The following is a 20,604-nucleotide window of genomic DNA, read 5'->3' as shown; positions in this document are numbered from 1 at the left end:
ATTGTCGCCGCAAGGGCCTTAAATATTAACCATGAATTATCTTGGGTGGTTTGCCATTCATGCAACTCAATCGCTTTGAAAAATCGATAGTCAGGCATCCGCTGCGTTTGTGGCTGCAAAGACAGCTGGAGCGGCGGATGTTGTTGAAGCTGTTTGCCAAGCCTTTACCTGCTTTTAGTCGCGCCTTGGAGATAGGCTGCGGCTTTGGTGAGGGAATCGCGCTTGTGCGTCAGGATCTGGGGGCGGAAGAAGTGTGGGCGCTCGATTTTGATTTCGACATGGTCAGCCACTGCGCCGGGCGGTATTCGGATCAAAACTGGTTGCATCTGTGCCAGGGCGATGGCAGCACCTTGCCTTTTGCCGATAGCCAGTTTGACCTTGTGGTCGATTTTGCCGCCTTTCATCATATTCCGGATTGGCAACAGGCGGTGGCCGAAGTACACAGAGTATTGCGCCCTGGCGGCTATTTCGTCATGGAAGAGCTTTATCGCGTTGCTATCTGTAATCCCTTGAGTCGGCGTTTGTTTGAACATCCCCAGGAAAACCGTTTCAATCACGCTGAACTCTTGGCTGTTCTTGAAGATACCGGCAACTTTGAGATTATCCGCCAACACCAGTTGCCGGCGCTGGCGGGTATCATCCTGGCCCGTAAAACCGTCGGCAAAGCTTGAGCAGGATAATGACGGGTCAAGCCGGGCCTTGCCGTGCTTGGCGGTTTGGTTTTGCCCGGCTCCACTCTATAAGCATTTATGCGTTTAATCCTATCTTTTTGCAACCGATATAACAGCATCCAAGTGCGTATCATTTAAGACAATTTAGCCTAAATTTGCCCTGAAGCATGGTTTGTTGTGCCGCTTTACCACTATAATTTGCTCAATACTCCGAAGTTAAATTGGAAACGCAGTCGTTATGGCAAAAGTATTGGAATCCGTAGATCAACGTACCCAACTCGTGGGTGAGAACCGTCTGGAACTGCTGCTGTTCAGGATCAGTTCGACCCAGCTGTTTGCCATCAATGTATTCAAGGTCAAAGAAGTAGTGAAACTGCCGGAACTGTCTGCCATGCCCGGCAGTCATCCCGCCATCAGTGGCGTCGCCAATATCCGCGGTACGTCCATCCCTGTCATTAACCTGCGCAGTGCCATAGGTTTTTCGCCCATGCCGGTGGGCGAAGACGCTAACCTTATCATCACAGAATACAACCGCAGCGTGCAGGGTTTTCTGGTGGGCAAGGTTGAGCATATCGTCAACATGACCTGGGGCGATATCATGCCACCGCCGAAGACTGCCGGCCGTAATCATTACCTTACCGCCATTACCCGTATTGAGACTCAGGGTAAAACTGAGTTGGTGTCAATTATCGATGTGGAAAAGGTGTTGGCGGAGATCATCCACTATGACGTGCGTCTCTCGGAAGGTGTGCTGGATGAGTCCTTGGTGGCCAAGATGCCGGGGCACAAGATTTTAATTGTCGACGATTCGCCCACTGCCAGACGCCAGGTTCGCGATACTTTGGGGCAGTTGGGGCTTGAAGTGATTGAACGCAGCGATGGGCGCGAGGCGCTGACGCTGCTCAAGTCCTGGTGCGATCAGGGGCTCAAGGTGACAGATCAGATTTTGATGATGATCACCGACGCCGAGATGCCTGAAATGGATGGTTACCGTTTGACTTATGAGGTGCGCAACGACAAGCGGATGGCCGATCTCTATATCACCCTCAATACCTCACTCAGTGGCAGTTTCAATAAGGCGATGGTGGAAAAGGTGGGGTGCGATCGTTTTATTTCCAAGTTCCAGCCGGATCTGCTGGTGGAAGCCGTGCAGGACAGAATTCGTCAGCTCGGCTGATTAGTGGCTGTTTTCCAGCTCCAGTTCGCGGATAAGTTGCTTCTTGGTGCGTTTGTCCGCGGCTATGTTGAGTCTGGCCAGGCGTACGGCAAAGGCAAATCTGTCGCGGCCGCAGATGGCAGTCAAGGCCTGCAGAAAGTCTTTATCCAGTGCAAAGTTTTTGGCGTAGTGCTCTATGGCGGCAAACACTGAGCTGTAGTGCAAACCGTCGAAGTCAAACCCGGTATTTGGCGTCTCGTCGCGCAGCGGAACCCCATCAATACACAAGGGCCAGCCCTTGGCATTGATCCTGTCTCTGGCCACTTCATACATAAACCAGGCGCTGCGTTTAAAGCCGCCAAGAATTTTGCAGGAAAACTCCGATTCTTCCAGCTCTTCACGGGTCCAATTCAGCCCTATGGCCAGATGTTTGGCGTAGCGCTTCATCAACGCATCTTTAACCGCAATACGGCACTCGTATATCGAGGTGAGAGTATGTTGGCGGGCCAGCGTCAGGCACTCCTTACAGGCGGGCACGCTCAGTGAGGCATGTTCTGCATGGGGGGAGGCTCTAAAGGCAAAAACGTGCTCGCAGGGTTCGGCACAAAACCAGCAGCTGTGACGGCAATTAAAGGGGATGTCGACCAAGGGACAGGGCATAGGGTTGTGCAGATGCTGCTCTGAGTCTTAAAAGAAGTCGGGAGTCTTGATGACTCCCGACCGGGTAAGGCTTATTCGGCTTCCACGTCCACCAGGAACTTGGCCAGCTCTACCGGCTCAACTTCGGGACATTCCTGCTCGGCGCGCCAATCGATACCAATCAATACGCCATCTTCGTTGAGATCTTCAATCCAGAACTCCAGCAGCTCTTCCAGTGAAATCGCTACCGGTGCGAAGTTGACCCACTCCTCGGTGCAATGACTCTGGGCCACCGCCTGATCAGACCAAAGCGGCATGACATCTGTGTCTTCATATTCACTGGAGTCACACACCACCCAGCCTTCGCCGGAGTCGTCCTGCAAGCCCCACACCTGCTGGTGCTCTTTGACGTTATCGATAAATTGGCTCAGTGCCGGCGCTAAATCAGTCATGATCTCTCTCTTGAGCAAGGGTTAGTGGCGCCATTATACGGCATAAGCACTGGAGTCCAAGTGAATCTTAACCTCAGATGAACAAACAGGAATAAATGCTTAAAAATCGGCTCAACGACAGGGAATTATGCCTGCGGGGCTTAAAAAACGCTGTGCGACTGGTTAGGATGGAGCTCGATGGGGTGTTTAATCTTTTAAGGAGTCGGAAGGTGTTCAGAGTATTATCCTGGTTTCCCCTGCTGCTGGCCACGCAAACGCTGGCAGCCCCCCAGAATGAGGATCCTGTAGAAGCCCTGATAAAGGCCGGAGAAGCGGCTTTTCCTCAGTGTATTGTGGAGTTGCAGGACAAGGCCCTTAACGAGGGCATCAGTCAACAGACCATCGACTCACATCTTAAGCCACTCAAGTTTGTCCCCAGAGTGATAGAGCTGGATCGCAGTCAGCCCGAGTTTACCCAGACATTTGCCAACTATTTCGATAAACGGGTAACAGATTGGCGGGTTTCCAAGGGCCGGGAGTTGCTGGTTGAGCACAAGGCGCTGCTGGACAAGCTCAAGCGCGAGTATGGCGTGCCGCCGCAATATCTCTTGTCTTTCTGGGGCATGGAGACCAATTTCGGAGGCTACAAGGGTAAGATGCCGGTCCTGGACTCGCTGGCGACTCTGGCCTGTGACTCCCGGCGCTCGGGCTTTTTTACCCAGGAGTTGATGACAGCGCTGAAGCTGAGCCAGAAATATGGTTTTGCTGCCGCCAATATGCAAGGCTCCTGGGCCGGTGCCATGGGACACACCCAGTTTATGCCCAGTGCCTACGCCAGTTATGCCGTCGATGGTGACGGTGACGGCAAGGCGGATCTCTGGAACAGCATAGATGATGCCCTGACCTCGGCGGCAAACTTTCTTGCTCACCTGGGGTGGCAGCGCAACGAACGCTGGGGCAGGGAGGTTCGCTTACCTGAGGCGTTTGATTATCAGCACCTGGGGCAGAAAAAGTCTCTCGCCGACTGGCAGGCGCTGGGATTGACCCAGAGCAATGGCGAGGTGCTGCCACAGGCCCAGATGGAAGCCAGACTCTATCTGCCCGCCGGGCACGAGGGACCTGCGTTTCTCGGCTACGATAACTTCCAGGTGATCCAGCGTTGGAACCGTTCTGAGTTTTATGCCATCTCAGTAGGCCATTTGGCCGACAGAATAAGTGGCGCCGGACGGCTGGCCAAAGCACCGCCGCAGCAAACCCGCTTGAGCCGCGCCCAGATAAAGGCGCTGCAGCAAAAGCTCAATGAGCAGGGGTTTGATGCCGGAAAGCCGGACGGTATTCTCGGGCGTAATTCTCGCGCCAGTTTACAGGCGTTTCAGCTCAGCAAAGGCTTGGTGGCCGACGGTTTCCCCTCTGCCGAAACCTTTAAAGCTCTGGGACTCTAGTTCTGCTAATCAAAATGATTGCCAGCAGCCAAGGGATTGGCTAATGTTAGCTCATAAAGGCGCCAAGAAGCTGCCCGGATAATGCCGGCAGCAGAAATTGGCGTTCTCCCTCACCTATTTGAACTCAGGGAATGATATGAGCAGCGAGATGAGCAACATAGATAAGTTGAGTCACGGCCAGCGTCAGCGTCTGGCCTTTATCGATTTCAGTCTGCAGTATTTTGGCCAGGTCAGTCGTCAGGATCTGATTGCCAAGTTTGCCACCGGATTGGCGGCCGCCACCCGCGACTTCAGCCTCTATCGCGAATTGGCGCCGCAGAACCTCAAGCTGATGCACCCCAGCCGTCATTATCAGCGCCAGCATGAATTCAAACCCTTGTTTCATCACGATCCCGAAGCCATTCTCTCGGGTCTGGCCCGTGGCTTTGGAGATGGTTTGTCACAGCCCCTGGTTCCCAGCCAGGTCTGTTTCGATGCGGTGCGGCTTATTCATCCGGATACCGAGATTATCGCGGCGCTGATGCGTTCAATTCAGCAAGGGCAGGCGCTGGCACTGCAATATGTTTCCACCTCAAGCGGTGAAACCCTCCGTGAAATTGTGCCCCATGCCCTGGTCAACAACGGCCAGCGCTGGCATGTACGGGCATTTGACAGACAGCATGGCAAGTTCAACGACTTTGTGGTGACCCGTATCAAGCAGGCCAGAGAACTTGAGGGCTCTCCCTTGCCCAAGGAGCAACCGGCAGCCGACAACAACTGGTTGACGCCGGTGGAACTGGTGTTGGTACCCCATCCGAGCCTGAAGCATCCGGAGGCGATTATGCTCGACTATCGTATGGAGGATGGTGAACTCAAGGTGGCCAGCAACGCGGCCTTGGCCGGATATCTGCTGCGCAGCTGGAGTGTGGATTGCTCTGTTAAGCATCAAATCGATGGTGGTGTTTGTCAGTTGGCACTTAAAAACCACCAGGTGCTGGAGCGACTCGAGCATCTGGCGATAGTGCCTGGCGCCGGGCGGTAATCCAAAGCAGTGGAGTGCAGGCGACAGTTTTGTTAAGCTGCGCCGGAATCATGAATACTGAGGACTCAGAATGAGCGTTAAAGAAGATATGGTGGTGCAGTTCAATTACACACTGCGCGATGAAAAGGGGGAAGTGCTGGAAACCAACGAGGGGCACGATCCCATCGCCTATCTGCATGGCCATGACAACATGATGCCCGGAGTCGAGAAAGCCATTGAAGGCAAAGAGATAGGTGCCAAGTTCAGTGTGACCTTGCCTGCCTCTGAAACTTACGGTGAGCGTGTTGAAGGCGCCGAGCAGCGCGTATCGGTAAAACACCTGATGGGCGCCAAAGTATGGAAGCCAGGCATGCGCGCGGTCGTCAATACAGATCAAGGCCAGCGTCAGGTGACTGTGGTCAAGGTGGGCAAGTTTATGGCCACTGTGGACATCAATCACCCATTGGCCGGTCGCGAGCTGACCTTTGATATCGAAGTCGTTTCCGCCCGTGAAGCTACCCATGAAGAGATAGCCCATGGTCATGCCCATGGCGTCGGTGGCCATCACCACTGAGTTTGGCTTTAACTGAAAACGCCCGCTTTAGCGGGCGTTTTTGATTGAAAAACCATTGAGAGGAGAGGGGATGAAAATTGACTGCGAGCAGGGGCGATTGCTGCTGAGTCCCAATGAGCTGCAGGTACGCTTGCCGGCCATGCAGACAGTGTTGATGGCGCTGAGCGACGATATCCGTTTGCTCAAAGGCCCTTGCATTCTGCTGGCCGATGCCGGCGCCGTGCGTTGGCAGCTGCGGCTCGACTCAGATGAACAGCTCGAGCAACTGGCAGACTTTTACGGCCTGACGCCCGAGTGATTTACTATTCCAGTCTGTGGCGTTGATGGCTGCGCTGATAGTCTAACTCGGGGCCCTTGGGTACGACGCGACTGGGATTTATCTGCCCATGGCTGTAGTAATAGTGCTGTTTGATATGTTCAAAGTTGACCGTGGCGGCAATGCCGGGGTACTGATACAGATCGCGCAGGTATTGGCTCAGCGCCGGGTAGTCTTCAATGCGGCGTTTATTGGTCTTGAAGTGGCCCACATAGACGACATCGAAACGGATTAAAGTGGTAAACAAGCGCCAGTCTGCCTCAGTGACTTGTGAACCGGTGAGAAAGCGGCGTTCACTCAATTGCAACTCCAATCTGTCAAGGGCACTGAACAGCTGCTCAAAGGCCTCTTCATAGGCTTGTTGTGAGGTGGCAAAACCGGCCCGGTAAACCCCGTTATTGATATTGGGATAGATGAACTCGTTGAGCGTATCTATCTCCTCTCTCAGATGGGGCGGGTAAAAGTCCAGGTTATTGCCGGTCAGATGATCGAAGGCGGAGTTGAACATACGGATGATTTCCGACGATTCATTGCTGACTATGGTCTGATGATGTTTGTCCCACAGCACAGGTACTGTCACCCGACCGCTGTAATCGCTAGCGGCTAGTTGATAAATTTGGTAGAGGAATGCTTTGCCAAACAAAGGGTCTTGCTCGGCGCCCTGGATATGGTGGCCGCCCTTGGGGCCAGCCGCCTCTGTGGCAAATTCCCAGCCGTTTTCCAACATATGGGGCTCGACCACAGTGACAGAGATCAGCGCTTCCAATCCCTTCAAGGCGCGAAATATCAAGGTTCTGTGGGCCCAGGGGCAAGCGAGTGAAACATAGAGATGATAGCGGCCCAGCTCGGCCTTGAATCCGCCTTGGCCACTGGGGCCCGGACTGCCGTCCGGGGTGATCCAGTTTCGCAGCTTTGCATCTTCACGGACGAACTTGCCGCCGCTTTTGTCTGTCTGATACCACTGATCAACCCATTTGCCCTGCTGCAATAATCCCATCTGTCGCTCCTTTAACCGCTTTGCTTTCATGGCTTGCATCTCAGTCTAGGTGGTGGTTATTTGTGGGTAAAGCGCGAAATACATGTGTTTTTATTCGAATTTTTAGAATGGTACTGGCAAGGAATCTTCAGCCTGATATGATGTCGGTCACATTTTTTGCCTATCAAGAAGGATGTAGTTATGTCGTCAGCCACCCTGGATGCCGTTGTTGTTGAACCCCGGGAGCCGGCCACGGCCTGTGTTATCTGGTTGCATGGTTTGGGTGACTCGGGTGACGGCTTTGCCCCTGTGGTGCCGGCATTGGGATTGCCAGCCGATCACTCGATACGCTTTGTGTTTCCACATGCGCCTGAGCAAGCTGTTACTGTCAATGGTGGCTATGTGATGCGCGCCTGGTATGACATCAAGAGCCTCAATCTCCATGACAGAGCCGATATGCCAGGGGTGTTGCAATCCGAGCGTTTGGTTCGACAACTCATAGAGCAGCAAGTCGCCCAGGGCATTGCCGCCAACCGTATTGTGCTTGCCGGTTTCAGCCAAGGTGGGGTGATGAGCCTCTTTACCGCACTGCGTTATCCCGAAGCCTTGGCCGGTATTATGGCGCTGTCCTGTTATTTGCCTGGAGGTGAGCAACTGCCGGAAGACGTGAGCAGCGCCAACCGTGATACACCTATTTTGCAATGCCACGGTGAGCAGGATGATGTGGTTTCCCTCAGTGCCGGGCTTATGGCTAAAGAGGCGCTCGAGCAGGGGGGATATCGGCTTGAATGGCACACTTTCCCAATGGCGCACGGCGTGGTACCGCAGGAGCTTAATCTCATTAGTCAGTGGCTGCAGGCGTGTTTGAGCTAAGGAAGGTGCGAACAAGTCCCATGCGTGCTCTGCGTCGGCTTACGGGCCTGGATGCAAGGCGTGGTTCGCAGCAAATGGCCTGAGTCCTTTGCAAGAAGCACAACACAGCAGACAGGTCTGTAAGCCACGCCCTTTGGGGCTTGCACAGCAACCGGCTCTCTGCGTTATCCGACTTTGACAGGCCCCGGCATGCCTTCAGTCAGATGCCTTGAACGCCAATTGCTGTGCAAGCCAGAGTGCCACGAGGATTTATTCGCACCTTCCCTAAGTGACAGTTAAGGGTTGAGCGCCTGAAAATTAAGCAGCCTGGGGCAAGAAAATTATCACCCGGGCTGTTTGTTTTGCCAAACAATGGCCATGTCTCATGGCAAGCTTTAGTTATTATCTTAAATAACAGCAAGATAACTATGGTTGGTTAGAGTTCTTAAATCCTGGTCCCGCAGCATATCCCGCTTTGATATCCCCCTCGTTTAGGGGGTTATTTGGTAACGTAAACAAACTGTATTATTTCCCGCCTTAAAATCACACATTTAGCTCACTTTTATTAATAAAAATGACACATATTCGACTTAATCTTGCTAGTATGTCGGGCGCGGGAAGTTCGCTTCACCGCTTATTAATGATGATGGTAAAAATAAATAAAAACATGGGGTTGATTTAATTATGTCTAATAAACTGATGAAAGGACTTTTGGCGACAGCCATTCTGGCTGCTCTCGCCGGTTGTAACAGTGATGACAAGGATCCGGCACCGGAAGTCTGCGGCGCCGATAACTGCACCAAGTTCACCATTTTACACACCAATGACAACCATGGCCGCTTCTGGGAAAACAGTGACGGTGAGTATGGTATGGCAGCCCGTAAGACGCTGGTTGAGCGCTTACGCAACGAAGTGGAAAGCAACGGCGGCCAGACTCTGTTGCTCTCCGGTGGTGATATCAACACAGGTGTGCCTGAGTCGGATCTGCAAAACGCCGAGCCTGACTTTATCGGCATGAACCTAATTGGCTATGACGCCATGGCCGTGGGTAACCACGAGTTTGATAACCCACTGAGCGTGTTGGATATGCAGCGTGAGCTCGCCGAGTTTCCTATGCTGGCTGCCAACATCTACAAAAAAGATGGCACCCGTTACTTCGAGCCTTACAAGGTTTTCGATGTTAAAGGTCTTAAAGTGGCTGTCATAGGTTTGACCACAGAAGATACCGCCAAGATAGGTAACCCTGAGTTTATCGGCGAGCTTGAGTTTACTGATCCCAAAGAAGAGATCAAAAAGGTCATCAAAGAGATCAATGATAAGAAAGCCGCCGACATCATAGTGGCGACCACTCACATGGGTCACTATGCCGATGGCCAGAACGGCAGCAACGCCCCGGGTGACGTGGCCATGGCTCGCGCCCTGGAAGAGGGACAGCTGCAGGTTATCATAGGTGGCCACTCACAGAACCCGGTTTGTATGGAACCCGGTACCCAGAGCTATGCCGATTTCAACCCAGGTGATGATTGTCGCCCTGATCAGCAAAACGGCACCTGGATCATGCAGGCCCATGAATGGGGTAAATATGTTGGCCGCGCCGATTTTGAATATTATGGCGGTAAACTACACCTGGCCAGCTACAAGCTGATCCCGGTCAACCTGAGAAAACTGGATGCCGAAGGCAAGAAGACAGAGGAACTGGCCGGTGAGCCGATCCCTGCCGATACCACAGTGAAGGCTGTGCTGCAGCAATATCAGGACAAGGGTAGTGAAAAACTGGGCGAAATCATCGCCACTACCGATGGAAAACTGGAAGGCGATCGCGCCGTGGTTCGTGGTCAGCAGACCAACCTGGGCCGTTTGCTCGCCATGGCGCAGGCCACCAAGGTTAATGCCGATATCGGCGTGATGAACTCGGGTGGTGTACGTGACTCTATCGCCGCCGGTGATATCAGCTACCGTGATGTACTGACAGTGCAGCCTTTCGGTAACATGATAACCCTGAGCACCATGACAGGTGCCGAGCTCAGCGATTATCTGGGTGTAGTGGCTACCATGCAGCGCGGTTCAGGGGCTTATGCCCAGATAACGGGCGTGAAAATGACAGTTGACTGTCAGGCCAAGTCGGTCGCTATCAGCGAAATCAACGGCAAGGATTACAGTGCAACAGATAGCTACACCTTCACTGTACCCAGCTTCAACGCCGCGGGCGGTGACGGCTATCCCAAGCTGGATCCTGTACAAACCGGCTATGTTGATGCCGAAGTCTTCTACAGCTTCCTGAAAGAGAAGCAAAGCATCAAGGCCGTTGATTACGAGCCGGTAGGCGATATCGTTTATGAAAACTCCAACAGCCCACTGGGTTGTGAAGTGCCTCAGTAAATAGCACTTCAAGTCACTTTAGAGGCAGCCCTTCGGGGCTGCTTTTTTGTGGCAAAAGAGCAGGGTGGTCATGTGGGTTTGGGTGATTTTTAACCAAATAATTCTACCGGGACTTGAAATACCATTGCCCGACCCTATCTATTGAGTGTCGGCAGGGGAAGCGCCTTGACCGATAAATTAAAGGCCGTGCCATTGGGCGGCCGTTTGAACCTAGGGTGCGATGATTCGGCCCGACACTACATATTGCTTAATCTATGAGGATATGACTATGCGTAACTATGATTTGACTCCCCTTTACCGCAGCGCTATCGGTTTTGATCGTTTGGCCCGTTTGGCCGAACATGCCGCCGCCAACAATGGCAATGCCGGTTACCCTCCATACAATATCGAACTCCTGGGTGAGAACCGTTACCGGATCACCATGGCGGTTGCAGGCTTTGCCATGGATGAGCTGGAGATCACCAGCGAGGGCGAAAAGCTGTTGGTGAAAGGCACCAAGGGCGAACAGGCTCCGGAGCGTAAATACCTGTATCAGGGCATTGCCGAGCGCGGCTTTGAACGTACCTTCCAGTTGGCCGATTATGTGACCGTCGAAGGCGCCCATCTGGAACACGGCCTGCTCAATATAGATTTGGTGCGCGAGATCCCTGAAGCCATGAAACCGCGCAAAATTGAGATAGGCTCAGGTAACCGCCTGATAGAAGAAACTCAGGCCTAAAACAGCGCTGATAAGCTCGGCCCCGGCTTGTAAAGCAGGCCGCTAAAGCAAAAAAGCCAGTCTGATACAGACTGGCTTTTTGTATTCAGGGCCATCATTCCCCAAGGCAGTGCTTAGAGTACCATGGCGGCAATCCAGCCGAAGATCAGCAGCGGGATATTGTAGTGAATAAAGGTTGGGATCACGCTGTCGCGGATATGGTCGTGCTGACCATCGGCATTCAGGCCGGCGGTGGGGCCGAGCGTCGAGTCCGATGCCGGTGAGCCGGCATCCCCAAGCGCCGCGGCGGTGCCGACCAGGGCGATAACCGCAGGCACAGAGAAACCAAAGTTCAGTGCCAGTGGCACATAGATGGTGGCAATAATGGGGATAGTCGAGAAAGATGAGCCAATACCCATGGTGATTAACAGGCCCACCACCAGCATCAACAGCGCGCCCAGGCCCTTGTTGTCACCAATCAACTCACCTATGGCACTCACCAGAGTCAGCACTTCACCGGTTTGTTTGACTACGGCGGCGAAACCGGCGGCGGCTATCATGATAAAGCCTATGTTAGCCATCATGCGCACGCCTTGGTTAAAGATATCTTCATCGGCCACATGTTTGAGCGCGCCGCTGAATGAGAAGATCATAAAGCCAACCAGCGCGCCGAAGATCATCGAATCTGTCTGCAGTTGCACCAGCAGAGTCGCCAGAATGGCCAGCACGGCAATGATGATGTTGCGCTTGCTGAGTCCGGTTTCCGGCTCGGCGGTGAGGATCTGCTCTTCCCGGTACTCTCTTGGCTTGCGATAGCTGATAAACACGGCCGTCAACAGTCCGGCCAACATGCCTGCGGCCGGAATAAGCATGGCTTGGGGAATATCCCCTGACTGGGCCTCTAAGCCGTTGGACTGCAGGTTTGCCAGCAGTATGTCGTTTAGAAATATGCCGCCAAAGCCAACAGGCAACACCATATAAGTGGTGACCAGGCCGAAGGTGATAACACAGGCGACCAAACGCCTGTCCAGCTTGAGTTTGGACATCAGATGCAAGAGTGGCGGCACCAGAATGGGGATAAAGGCGATATGGATCGGCAGAATGTTTTGTGAGCTGATAGCCATGGCCAGCAGCGACAGCAGCAACAGGCTGCGAACCCACTTGAGGTTTTGACTATCGGGATCTTTGCCAAGGGCCTTGATCACAGAGGTGGAGATCAAAGTGGTCAGCCCAGAATGGGACAGGGCCACGGCAAAGGCGCCGAGCAGGGCATAACTCAGGGCTATCTGGGCTCCACCGCCCAGGCCGGTATTGAATGCCTCTATGGTCTGGTGGATGTCCAGTCCTCCCATCAAGCCGGCGACCAGGGCGCTGATCGTCAAGGCGATCACCACATTGACCCGGGCCAGGCTGAGAGCGAGCATCAGACAGACGGCAATCACAACTGCGTTCATAGTAAAGTCTTATTCGCTAAACAAAGGGGCTATTTTTGACTGGGGGGGCTTGGATGTCCAGCTGCAATCAGTGTTTGCGGGAAAAAATCTCTCTTTGTGAACTGGATCCTGAGGTTATTGAGTCGCTTTGTGAGCCAGGTAATTGCGGTGGCCGCACACTTGCCGATTTCTTACCCAGACAAGCCTTAAAATGCAGCAAAAGCGTGATATTGATCCTAAATAGGTTGTCAGGTGCATGGCACCTCTTATAATGGCTTGTAGTTAAAACGGATTCTGTTTTATTCACAGCTCAATCCATAGATGGAGGTATAAAATGAGCGTATTAGTAGGCCGTCCGGCTCCGGACTTTACTGCAGCAGCTGTTCTGGGTTCTGGTGAAATTGTTGACAGTTTCAACCTGACTGCAGCAATCAAAGGCAAGCCTGCGGTAGTGTTCTTCTACCCACTGGATTTCACCTTCGTGTGCCCATCTGAGCTGATCGCCTTCGATCACCGCATGGAAGAGTTCAAGAAGCGTGGCGTTGAAGTGATCGGTGTTTCTATCGATTCTCAATTTACTCACAATGCATGGCGTAACACCCCAGTGGAAAAAGGCGGTATCGGCCAGGTTCAATACACTCTGGTAGCCGACGTTCGCCACGATATCTGTAAGGCTTATGATGTTGAGCACCCAGAAGCCGGTGTGGCTTTCCGCGGTTCTTTCCTGATCGACAAAGAAGGCATGGTGCGTCACCAGGTCGTTAACGATCTGCCTCTTGGCCGTAACGTCGATGAAATGCTGCGTATGATTGACGCGCTGCAATTCCACGAAGAGCACGGTGAAGTTTGCCCAGCAGGTTGGGAAAAAGGCAAGAAAGGCATGAAAGACAGCCCAGACGGTGTTGCTGCCTACCTGTCTGAGAACGCTGAAGAGCTGTAATTGCTTGTATAGCTTTATAAAGCTGCCCTCGGGCAGCTTTTTTTATACCTATCTAAACCTTTATTGCCCATTCCAGAGCTCAGAGCTTGACGAAAGGTTCAGGATAGTTGCTAATTGAACCGGAAAAATAGCAAGGAAAACAGGATGAATTCAATGGAGTTTGCTATTCCGGAGCAAGACAAGCAGGCCTTCGGCCAATATTATGCGCAAAAGATTGCACCCAAGTGTCGGCGTTATGAGTCGGTTCGAGAGGCCGCTGCTGCCAGGTATAAAGAGCGTAGAAAGATAGTTGCGCCTCTCACCTTTATCGGCATTCCGGCATTTTTGCTGTTTTTTGCCATGGGTTTCTACGGCGCCTTGATGTTGAATTTTAAAGAAGGGGTGTTTTTTATCGGCTTTGGCGGCGCCGTGCTATCTCTGGCGGTGGTGGTGTTGGCCAACATCTGGGCTGGCAGTGAGATAAGTGAACTGCGTACCCAGATAGTCGAGGAGATCTATCCTCTATTGCTGGGGTATTTCGGTAAAAGCTTTGCGTTCAACCCCTCGGGATTGCCTGAACTGGAAAGCTATAAAGACTATGGTCTCTTTCCCGACTATGACAAAGGTTATTTTCAAAACTCGGTCAGAGGCAAATATCTTAATGTGCCTTTTCTGCTTAGGGAACTGACGTTACTCGAACGCACAGGCAAGAACGATAATGGTCCCCAATATAAGACGCTGTTCGATGGCATAGTGATAGAGTTTGACCTGCCGAAGACATTTTCCGCGACCATCCAAGTGCGCCGCGATAAAGGTTTTATGGCCAATGGCTTGGCGCAGTTTAGAAACAAGCTCTCGAGGGTAAAGCTGGAAGACCCGGACTTTGAGCGTAGATTTGAGGTCTACAGTGACGATCAGCTCGAAGCCAGATATGTGCTCAATACAGCGACTATGGAACGTTTGTTGTCACTATCAGGATTTTATCAAGGTGAGCTGGAAGCCTGTTTTAAACAGGGTCGATTGTTTGTCAAAATAGCCTGTAAGCACAGCTATTTTGAGCCGCAACTGGATCTACTCAAGCCGCTGGATCTCAGCGCAGACATAGAGCAAGTGTTCAAAGAAATCCATGAAGTATTCGACTTGATTAAAGCCCTGAAACTCGATAATCGCACTGGGCTTTAAACATGAGGCTCAAGACCTTAGTTTTGAGCCAGGCTATCTTTGGTTTCCGGTCACTGGCTTCTGAACGGGTTTCTGAACGCTGGTCTTTGGTCGCTGGGTTTTGATGCGCCCTCACACCTGATGCTCAAAGGATTTGGCGTGAGGACGGGAAACACTTTAGTTTGAGTCGGCTTATATGTCCGAGCCGACTTGCTATGTTTGAGCGTATGTTTGAGCGGGTTTAGACCACATCCTGTGGGGTTTCGGCTTCGGCTTCGGTTTCGGCAGCGGCAGGCAAAGGCCAGCCGCCAAGGGCTTTCCAGCGGTTGACTATGTAGCAGAACAGCTCGGCGGTGCGCTCTGTATCATAAAGCGCCGAATGGGCTTCTTTGTTGTCGAAGGGGATCCCGGCCAAGGCGCAGGCCTTGGCCAGCACTGTGTGGCCTATGGCCAATCCGGCCAGAGTGGCGGTATCGAAGGTGGCAAAAGGATGAAACGGCGAGCGCTTGATATCATTGCGCTCAATTGCCTTACTGACAAAGCCGTGATCGAAGGCGGCATTGTGAGCCACTATGATAGAACGGTGGCAATCGGCCGCCTTCTGCGCCTTCTTCACCGCCTTGAATATTTCCAGAAAAGCTTCTTTCTCGCTGACGGCGCCCCTGAGAGGGTTATTGGGATCTATGCCGTTGAATGCCAGTGCCTCCGGCTCGAGATTGGCGCCTTCAAAAGGCTCGATATGGAAGTGCAGGGTTCTGTCTATTCCCAGATTGCCCTCGGTATCCATCTTCAGCAGCGTGACGGCAATCTCCAGCAGCGCGTCGGTCTGCGCATTGAAGCCAGCGGTCTCCACGTCGATCACCACAGGGAAATAGCCCCTGAATCTGTGCTTGAGTTGGTTGGCTAGGCTTGGCTGAGTCATGCATTTCCCCTGGAAAATAACGAAGCGGCTATTATGCTAAAACATCAACAGGGTGTCATGTTCGATTGTTGTTTTTATAGGCTAAAGGAATGAATTTCTTTGCCGATAGAGACAACATGGTATGCGAAAAGAGAGATTTCTATGTGGCGTAAACTGTTCCTGCTGTCGACTCTTTGTCTGCCGCTGTCGGCGATGGCAGATCTCAGGCACTATGTGGCGTCACTTGACGACTCTCATTGGCGCGTGGCGCAAAATACCCCCATAGGTTGCAGCCTGGAGCACGACATTCCCGCCTACGGCAAGGCGGTGTTTTCCAGTCATGCGGGTAAAGAGCTGAATCTGCAGTTTACTCTGGATATGTGGCAAAAGCCTGATGCCGTGACCCATGCCCGCTTGATGAGCAAGGCGCCGGCCTGGCGTCCCGGGGTGACCTCCAAGGCGATTACCGAGTTGAGCTACCAGAAATACTTCAATGGTGAAGTGCCGAAAAAGGCCGCCTGGTCCATGCTGGCAGAGCTGGATCGCGGTATGGAACCCACTTTCTACTACAGCGATTGGTACAACCAAAGCAACAAGGTGGCGGTCGGCCTTTCTGCGGCCAACTTTGCCCAGAAATACCGCGAGTTCAAGCAGTGCCTGGCCAATCTATTGCCTTACAGTTTCGATGATATCGCCTTTACCGTGCTTACCTATGAGATGGGCGGTACCGAGTTGACCCGTTATTCCAAGGCGCAGCTGGCGCGGGTGCTGGAGTACCTGGCCTATGATCCCGAAGTGGAACTGGTGCTGATAGACGCCTATACCGACAGCTATGGTGGTCGTAGTATCAACCAGAAGGTGTCTCAGCAGCGCGCCGGTTCAGTCAAAGAGTTCTTCGTGGCGCGGGGTATCCCGGGTGACAGGATCCACACCGAAGGGCACGGCGAGCGCCGCCATGTGGCTTCAAACGACTCCAGTGACGAGCGTGCCCGCAACCGCCGGGTGGTTATCCGGATAAGCAAACCGCTCCAGTAACGCCAGAGCATGCTTTCACAGACAGTAAAAAACCAGGATCAAGCCTGGTTTTTTCATGCGTGGACTTTGGCGGGGAGACTCAGGCGCGCATCGCCTTGTCGCCTCTGGCAAGCCCCACGACTCCGGAGCGGGACACTTCCACCACCTTGGTGACCTCGGTCAGCGCGGCAATAAAGGCGTCCAGTTTATCGCTGGTTCCCGCCATCTGTACTGTGTAGAGATTGGCTGTCACATCGACAATTTGGCCGCGGAAGATATCGGCGGTGCGTTTCACTTCTTCCCGCAATGCGCCGCTTGCCTTGACCTTGACCAAGGCAAGTTCCCGCTCCACATGGGTGGACTCTGTGATGTTGGACACCTTGAGCACATCGATAAGCTTGTGCAGCTGCTTCTCTATCTGCTCCAGAATGCTTTCATTGGCCTCAACTGCGACTGTCAGCCGGGACAGGGTAGGGTCATCGGTGGGCGCAACCGTAAGAGTTTCAATGTTGTAGCCGCGTTGGGAGAAGAGACCGACAACTCTTGACAGGGCGCCGGGCTGGTTTTCCATCAATACAGATATGATTCGACGTCTCATCAGCTTTTCTCCGTCTTGCTCAGCCACATTTCATTCATAGCGCCACCACGAATTTGCATCGGGTAGACGTGCTCGGTTTCATCAACACTGATATCCACAAACACCAGCCTGTCTTTCATGGCCAGAGCTTGTGCCAGTTTGCTCTCCAGCTCATCCACATGGTCGATATTGATCCCCACATGGCCGTAGGCTTCGGCGATTTTGGCAAAATCAGGCACCGAGTCCATATAAGAATGGGAGTGGCGGCCCGAGTAGATCATGTCCTGCCACTGTTTCACCATCCCGAGGAAGCGGTTGTTGAGATTGATGATTTTCACCGGCACATCGTATTGCAGTGCGGTGGAAAGCTCTTGAATATTCATCTGAATCGAACCGTCGCCGGTGACACACACAACGGTTTCATCCGGCATCGCCATCTTGACACCCATGGCGGCCGGCAAGCCGAATCCCATGGTGCCCAGGCCTCCTGAGTTGATCCAGCGCCGTGGTTTGTCGAAAGGATAATAGAGAGCGGCAAACATCTGGTGCTGGCCAACATCCGAGGCCACATAGGCATCACCGTTTGTCAGGCGATAGAGGGTTTCTATCACTTGCTGAGGCTTGATCCGTTCGGCATTGCGCTGATACTCGAGGCAGTTGCGGCTGCGCCAGGAAGCAATTTGCTGCCACCAGTGTTGCAGCGCCTCGTCATCCTGAGGCATTACCTTGTCTTCATCCAGCAATTGCAGCATCTCGTTCAGTACCTTATCGGCCGAGCCCACAATCGGAATATCCACCTTGATGGTCTTGGAGATGGATGAAGGGTCGATATCTATGTGCAGTATGCTGGCATCCGGGCAATATTTGGCGACATTATTGGTGGTTCTGTCATCGAACCTCACGCCAATGCCGAAGATTAAATCTGAATGGTGCATGGCCATATTGGCTTCGTACAGGCCGTGCATCCCCAGCATGCCCAGGTTGTTGTGATGAGAGCCGGGAAAGGCGCCCAGCCCCATAAGCGTATTGACCACAGGCAGTTTCAGTCGTTCGGCCAGTGTCAACAGCTGCTGGTGGCAGCCGGACATAATGGCGCCTCCGCCCACATACAGCACAGGTTTCTTGGCGGCCATCAAGGCCTGCAAACCCCGGCGGATCTGGCCCTTGTGACCCGAAAGCGTCGGGTTGTAGGAGCGCATCTTAATCTCTTCCGGGTATTGATACTCGTGCAGTATCGCTGGGTTGAGGCTGTCTTTGGGCAGATCCACTACCACAGGGCCTGGGCGGCCGCTGGCCGCGATATAGAAGGCTTTCTTGATAATGGTGGGAATTTCGGTGGGATCTGTCACCAAAAAGCTGTGTTTCACCACAGGGCGGGAGATCCCTATCATGTCGCATTCCTGGAAGGCATCATTGCCGATCAGGTTACTGGGCACCTGGCCAGAAAGCACCACCAGAGGGACTGAATCCATGTAGGCGGTGGCGATGCCGGTAATGGCATTGGTCGCTCCCGGGCCGGATGTCACCAATACCACGCCGACCTTGCCCGTGGCTCTGGCGTAACCATCGGCCATGTGCACAGCCGCCTGTTCATGGCGGACAAGAATATGTTCGATATCGGATTTTTGATGCAGGGCATCGTAGATGTCGAGAACTGAGCCACCCGGGTAGCCGAATATATGTTTTACGCCTTCGTCAATTAACGAACGCACTATCATGCTGGCGCCTGAAAGCATCTCCATTTGGTACTCCTTGATAAGATACCGTTACGGTAAACAGTAACTTTTACAGCGACGGTTATCGCTCTAATTCGGGCCGGAAGGGTAGTTCCGGCCAGCTGTCGACCGCACACTTCCCTGTAGGGAAGGGGTCTCTGTCACCAATGGACAGAATTTCATCATATTGGAAAGAGAGAAGTTTTCAAGCCCCTGGGAGCGGCTTTTTTATGAGCATGAATAAATTTCATTTTTGCCGCCGAAAAGCGGCCCTGATTGCGGTAGGCTTTTGCTAAAGTGCTATTTATTAAGTATTGAATTTATTATGTTTTATTCCTAATTGAGGATCTTTTTAGACTTTGGTCTAAAGCGCCGCAATTCCTTGTGTATGAACCCAGTCTTTGAAAATTGTGGTTCTTTGGTTGCGGAAATCGACAAACGGCGCTTTTCGCTCAAGCGGTTTCAAACGCTTGAGCATGCTTTACCGCCAGCTTTATTTTAGGAACCGGTACTGCGGCATTCTGGCACAGGGCGGCGACTGACAGCGAACTGGCACAAACCCACCAGTAGCACAGAGGCCAGCATCAGCGCGGCAAAGGGCACGGCAGTACCAGTGTAAAACAGTGCCAGCAGCGGTCCTGCCAGAGCACCAAAGCCAAACCTCAGGGTGCCGATAACCGCGGTGGCTGTGCCTGTTTCCTGCTGAAACTTCATCAGTACTATGGCATCGGCGTTAACCGACATTATCCCCAGACATCCCATCAGGGGGATCAGCATGGCCACGGTAAAGTGGTAACTCAAGTCGAGCAGGTTCACCAGTAACAGCCCGGTAGCGGCAATACTGCCGAGCATAGTGGCGGCAACCAACATGCGTCTTGAGCCATAGCGACCAACAATGCGTGAGTTGATAATATTGGCCAGCATCAAGGCGCCTACGTTGGTACTGAATAGTATGGCAAACAGTGACTTATCCAAGTTAAATACAGACATATAGACAAACGGCGAGGCTGTCAGATAGCAGAAAAAGGCGAATGAAGTCAGCACGCCGCTGCCGATATGCAGCTTAACGCCGGGCCGGGTAAAGACGGTGGCATAAGCGCCAAAGAATGACTTGCGGCTGCGCTCGGCGCCTTGCATATCCGATGGCAAACGCAGTTTCAGCAATACCAGCATGAGCAGCAGCAGGGCATAGAAGGCGAGAATAAAGAAAATCAAATGCCATTCACCCAGCTCCAGAATTAAGCTGCCTATGGATGGAGCCAGCAGCGGCGCCAGCATCATTATTAGGCTGACATAGGACATGCCCTTGGCCGTATTGTCACCATAGACCTCCTTGATATAGCCGGGGATCACCACGGTAGCGGCGGCGCCGATAAAGGCCTGGACAAATCTGAGGCTTAAAAACATTTCTATCGTTTGCGATAGCGCCAATCCCAGGCTGACCAACATAAATCCCGATAGGCCAATGATCACCAAAGGACGACGGCCGAAGCGATCGGCCAAAGGCCCAAAGGTAAGCATACCCAGAGAATACCCGGCCAGATACAGGCTCAGAGACTGCTGCACTGTAGTGATATCGGAATGGAAACTTTCGGCTATGGTAGCCATGGCCGGCAGATACATGTCGATAGCCAAAGGCGTTATCGCCACGATGGCCGACAGCATGGGAATAAGCAAGGCCAGATGCAGCCCTTGGGGTGTGCGCCTGGTTATCTGGGGTTGGGTATCCAATTTAACCTCATTATATTGGC

Annotated in this window: 20 protein-coding genes; 12 read left to right on the top strand and 8 right to left on the bottom strand. The window is 52.8% G+C overall.

Translation table 11 applies throughout. The annotated features are described in order from the left end of the window. The first annotated feature begins 59 nt into the window (after window positions 1-59). Together ACMHXI_RS09975 and ACMHXI_RS09970 are read left to right on the top strand one after the other, a co-directional pair. A complete protein-coding gene (locus ACMHXI_RS09975; RefSeq protein ID WP_025888359.1) occupies window positions 60-671 on the top strand; it encodes a class I SAM-dependent methyltransferase in 612 nt (203 codons plus the stop codon). A 238-nt stretch (window positions 672-909) separates the two neighbouring features. Further along, window positions 910-1,848, top strand: a complete 939-nt coding sequence (locus tag ACMHXI_RS09970) for a chemotaxis protein CheV (RefSeq protein WP_028779355.1) — start codon at window positions 910-912, stop codon at window positions 1,846-1,848. On the opposite strand, the gene ACMHXI_RS09965 is transcribed toward ACMHXI_RS09970, so the two are convergent. After that, window positions 1,849-2,487, bottom strand: coding sequence for a hypothetical protein (locus ACMHXI_RS09965; RefSeq protein WP_044734336.1), 639 nt, complete (start codon window positions 2,485-2,487; stop codon window positions 1,849-1,851). Between the two features lie 71 nt (window positions 2,488-2,558). Continuing rightward, entirely contained in the window at window positions 2,559-2,918 is a 360-nt protein-coding gene (locus ACMHXI_RS09960) for a DUF2750 domain-containing protein (RefSeq protein ID WP_025009498.1), read from the bottom strand. A gap of 209 nt (window positions 2,919-3,127) precedes the next feature. On the opposite strand from ACMHXI_RS09960, the gene ACMHXI_RS09955 reads away from it, so the two are divergent. The 4 genes from ACMHXI_RS09955 to ACMHXI_RS09940 all read left to right on the top strand — a co-directional run bounded on the left by ACMHXI_RS09955 (window position 3,128) and on the right by ACMHXI_RS09940 (window position 6,211). Then, on the top strand, window positions 3,128-4,339 hold the full coding sequence (locus ACMHXI_RS09955) for a lytic murein transglycosylase (RefSeq protein WP_394805918.1): 1,212 nt from the start codon (window positions 3,128-3,130) through the stop codon (window positions 4,337-4,339). A 136-nt stretch (window positions 4,340-4,475) separates the two neighbouring features. Beyond that, window positions 4,476-5,360 (top strand): WYL domain-containing protein, encoded by an 885-nt coding sequence (locus ACMHXI_RS09950; protein WP_234519015.1) that lies wholly within the window; start codon window positions 4,476-4,478, stop codon window positions 5,358-5,360. 70 nt (window positions 5,361-5,430) lie between these two features. Next, entirely contained in the window at window positions 5,431-5,913 is a 483-nt protein-coding gene (locus tag ACMHXI_RS09945) for an FKBP-type peptidyl-prolyl cis-trans isomerase (RefSeq protein ID WP_071239052.1), read from the top strand. A gap of 70 nt (window positions 5,914-5,983) precedes the next feature. Beyond that, the gene (locus ACMHXI_RS09940) at window positions 5,984-6,211 is read left to right on the top strand and encodes a DUF3389 family protein (protein WP_025009501.1); all 228 of its coding nucleotides are present in this window, start codon (window positions 5,984-5,986) and stop codon (window positions 6,209-6,211) included. Between the two features lie 4 nt (window positions 6,212-6,215). On the opposite strand, the gene ACMHXI_RS09935 is transcribed toward ACMHXI_RS09940, so the two are convergent. Then, on the bottom strand, window positions 6,216-7,226 hold the full coding sequence (locus ACMHXI_RS09935; protein WP_208125864.1) for a glutathione S-transferase family protein: 1,011 nt from the start codon (window positions 7,224-7,226) through the stop codon (window positions 6,216-6,218). A 180-nt stretch (window positions 7,227-7,406) separates the two neighbouring features. Between ACMHXI_RS09935 and ACMHXI_RS09930 the strand changes: the two genes are divergently transcribed. From ACMHXI_RS09930 to ACMHXI_RS09920, 3 genes are all read left to right on the top strand, one after another. Further along, a complete protein-coding gene (locus ACMHXI_RS09930) occupies window positions 7,407-8,078 on the top strand; it encodes an alpha/beta hydrolase (protein WP_317058358.1) in 672 nt (223 codons plus the stop codon). Window positions 8,079-8,741: 663 nt separating this feature from the next. Beyond that, complete coding sequence (gene ushA / locus ACMHXI_RS09925; RefSeq protein ID WP_025888364.1) at window positions 8,742-10,436, top strand: bifunctional UDP-sugar hydrolase/5'-nucleotidase UshA; 1,695 nt, start codon at window positions 8,742-8,744, stop codon at window positions 10,434-10,436. Window positions 10,437-10,704: 268 nt separating this feature from the next. Continuing rightward, window positions 10,705-11,154, top strand: a complete 450-nt coding sequence (locus ACMHXI_RS09920) for an Hsp20 family protein (protein WP_028779347.1) — start codon at window positions 10,705-10,707, stop codon at window positions 11,152-11,154. Between the two features lie 113 nt (window positions 11,155-11,267). Here ACMHXI_RS09920 and ACMHXI_RS09915 read toward each other — a convergent pair whose 3' ends face one another. Then, the gene (locus ACMHXI_RS09915; protein WP_413734802.1) at window positions 11,268-12,587 is read right to left on the bottom strand and encodes a Na+/H+ antiporter family protein; all 1,320 of its coding nucleotides are present in this window, start codon (window positions 12,585-12,587) and stop codon (window positions 11,268-11,270) included. A 313-nt stretch (window positions 12,588-12,900) separates the two neighbouring features. Between ACMHXI_RS09915 and ACMHXI_RS09910 the strand changes: the two genes are divergently transcribed. Together ACMHXI_RS09910 and ACMHXI_RS09905 are read left to right on the top strand one after the other, a co-directional pair. Then, entirely contained in the window at window positions 12,901-13,506 is a 606-nt protein-coding gene (locus ACMHXI_RS09910; RefSeq protein WP_025009505.1) for a peroxiredoxin, read from the top strand. Between the two features lie 144 nt (window positions 13,507-13,650). Continuing rightward, a complete protein-coding gene (locus ACMHXI_RS09905; protein ID WP_413734800.1) occupies window positions 13,651-14,667 on the top strand; it encodes a DUF3137 domain-containing protein in 1,017 nt (338 codons plus the stop codon). Window positions 14,668-14,887: 220 nt separating this feature from the next. On the opposite strand, the gene rnt is transcribed toward ACMHXI_RS09905, so the two are convergent. Beyond that, window positions 14,888-15,568: a ribonuclease T gene (rnt, locus tag ACMHXI_RS09900; protein ID WP_144165602.1), complete on the bottom strand. Its 681-nt coding sequence runs from the start codon at window positions 15,566-15,568 to the stop codon at window positions 14,888-14,890. 141 nt (window positions 15,569-15,709) lie between these two features. Here rnt and ACMHXI_RS09895 point away from each other — a divergent pair, with 141 nt between their 5' ends. After that, complete coding sequence (locus ACMHXI_RS09895; protein WP_413734798.1) at window positions 15,710-16,582, top strand: flagellar protein MotY; 873 nt, start codon at window positions 15,710-15,712, stop codon at window positions 16,580-16,582. 79 nt (window positions 16,583-16,661) lie between these two features. Here the strand turns inward: ACMHXI_RS09895 and ilvN are convergent, their stop codons facing one another. The 3 genes from ilvN to ACMHXI_RS09880 all read right to left on the bottom strand — a co-directional run bounded on the left by ilvN (window position 16,662) and on the right by ACMHXI_RS09880 (window position 20,518). Further along, complete coding sequence (ilvN, locus tag ACMHXI_RS09890; RefSeq protein WP_025888373.1) at window positions 16,662-17,159, bottom strand: acetolactate synthase small subunit; 498 nt, start codon at window positions 17,157-17,159, stop codon at window positions 16,662-16,664. After that, entirely contained in the window at window positions 17,159-18,880 is a 1,722-nt protein-coding gene (locus tag ACMHXI_RS09885; protein WP_107111285.1) for an acetolactate synthase 3 large subunit, read from the bottom strand. Before ACMHXI_RS09885 ends, ilvN begins: the two co-directional genes overlap by 1 nt. Before the next feature lie 471 nt (window positions 18,881-19,351). After that, entirely contained in the window at window positions 19,352-20,518 is a 1,167-nt protein-coding gene (locus ACMHXI_RS09880) for a multidrug effflux MFS transporter (RefSeq protein WP_174840003.1), read from the bottom strand. Window positions 20,519-20,604 lie beyond the last annotated feature (86 nt).

Origin of the sequence: Shewanella sp. BJSY2023SW005, from assembly GCF_047314585.1 — a bacterium.
Lineage (GTDB): Bacteria > Pseudomonadota > Gammaproteobacteria > Enterobacterales > Shewanellaceae > Shewanella > Shewanella algae.
Note: the sequence above shows the minus strand (reverse complement) of the source record. Positions and strands in the feature narration are given on the sequence as shown.

Excerpts from the sequence above, each read along its gene's own strand:
- ACMHXI_RS09975 (WP_025888359.1), top strand. The coding sequence starts at position 60 with ATGCAACTCAATCGCTTTGAAAAATCGATAGTCAGGCATCCGCTGCGT.
- ACMHXI_RS09970 (WP_028779355.1), top strand. The coding sequence starts at position 910 with ATGGCAAAAGTATTGGAATCCGTAGATCAACGTACCCAACTCGTGGGT.
- ACMHXI_RS09965 (WP_044734336.1), bottom strand. The coding sequence starts at position 2,487 with ATGCCCTGTCCCTTGGTCGACATCCCCTTTAATTGCCGTCACAGCTGC.
- ACMHXI_RS09960 (WP_025009498.1), bottom strand. The coding sequence starts at position 2,918 with ATGACTGATTTAGCGCCGGCACTGAGCCAATTTATCGATAACGTCAAA.
- ACMHXI_RS09950 (WP_234519015.1), top strand. The coding sequence starts at position 4,476 with ATGAGCAGCGAGATGAGCAACATAGATAAGTTGAGTCACGGCCAGCGT.
- ACMHXI_RS09945 (WP_071239052.1), top strand. The coding sequence starts at position 5,431 with ATGAGCGTTAAAGAAGATATGGTGGTGCAGTTCAATTACACACTGCGC.
- ACMHXI_RS09940 (WP_025009501.1), top strand. The coding sequence starts at position 5,984 with ATGAAAATTGACTGCGAGCAGGGGCGATTGCTGCTGAGTCCCAATGAG.
- ACMHXI_RS09935 (WP_208125864.1), bottom strand. The coding sequence starts at position 7,226 with ATGGGATTATTGCAGCAGGGCAAATGGGTTGATCAGTGGTATCAGACA.
- ACMHXI_RS09930 (WP_317058358.1), top strand. The coding sequence starts at position 7,407 with ATGTCGTCAGCCACCCTGGATGCCGTTGTTGTTGAACCCCGGGAGCCG.
- ushA (WP_025888364.1), top strand. The coding sequence starts at position 8,742 with ATGTCTAATAAACTGATGAAAGGACTTTTGGCGACAGCCATTCTGGCT.
- ACMHXI_RS09920 (WP_028779347.1), top strand. The coding sequence starts at position 10,705 with ATGCGTAACTATGATTTGACTCCCCTTTACCGCAGCGCTATCGGTTTT.
- ACMHXI_RS09915 (WP_413734802.1), bottom strand. The coding sequence starts at position 12,587 with ATGAACGCAGTTGTGATTGCCGTCTGTCTGATGCTCGCTCTCAGCCTG.
- ACMHXI_RS09910 (WP_025009505.1), top strand. The coding sequence starts at position 12,901 with ATGAGCGTATTAGTAGGCCGTCCGGCTCCGGACTTTACTGCAGCAGCT.
- ACMHXI_RS09905 (WP_413734800.1), top strand. The coding sequence starts at position 13,651 with ATGAATTCAATGGAGTTTGCTATTCCGGAGCAAGACAAGCAGGCCTTC.
- rnt (WP_144165602.1), bottom strand. The coding sequence starts at position 15,568 with ATGACTCAGCCAAGCCTAGCCAACCAACTCAAGCACAGATTCAGGGGC.
- ACMHXI_RS09895 (WP_413734798.1), top strand. The coding sequence starts at position 15,710 with ATGTGGCGTAAACTGTTCCTGCTGTCGACTCTTTGTCTGCCGCTGTCG.
- ilvN (WP_025888373.1), bottom strand. The coding sequence starts at position 17,159 with ATGAGACGTCGAATCATATCTGTATTGATGGAAAACCAGCCCGGCGCC.
- ACMHXI_RS09885 (WP_107111285.1), bottom strand. The coding sequence starts at position 18,880 with ATGGAGATGCTTTCAGGCGCCAGCATGATAGTGCGTTCGTTAATTGAC.
- ACMHXI_RS09880 (WP_174840003.1), bottom strand. The coding sequence starts at position 20,518 with ATGCTGTCGGCCATCGTGGCGATAACGCCTTTGGCTATCGACATGTAT.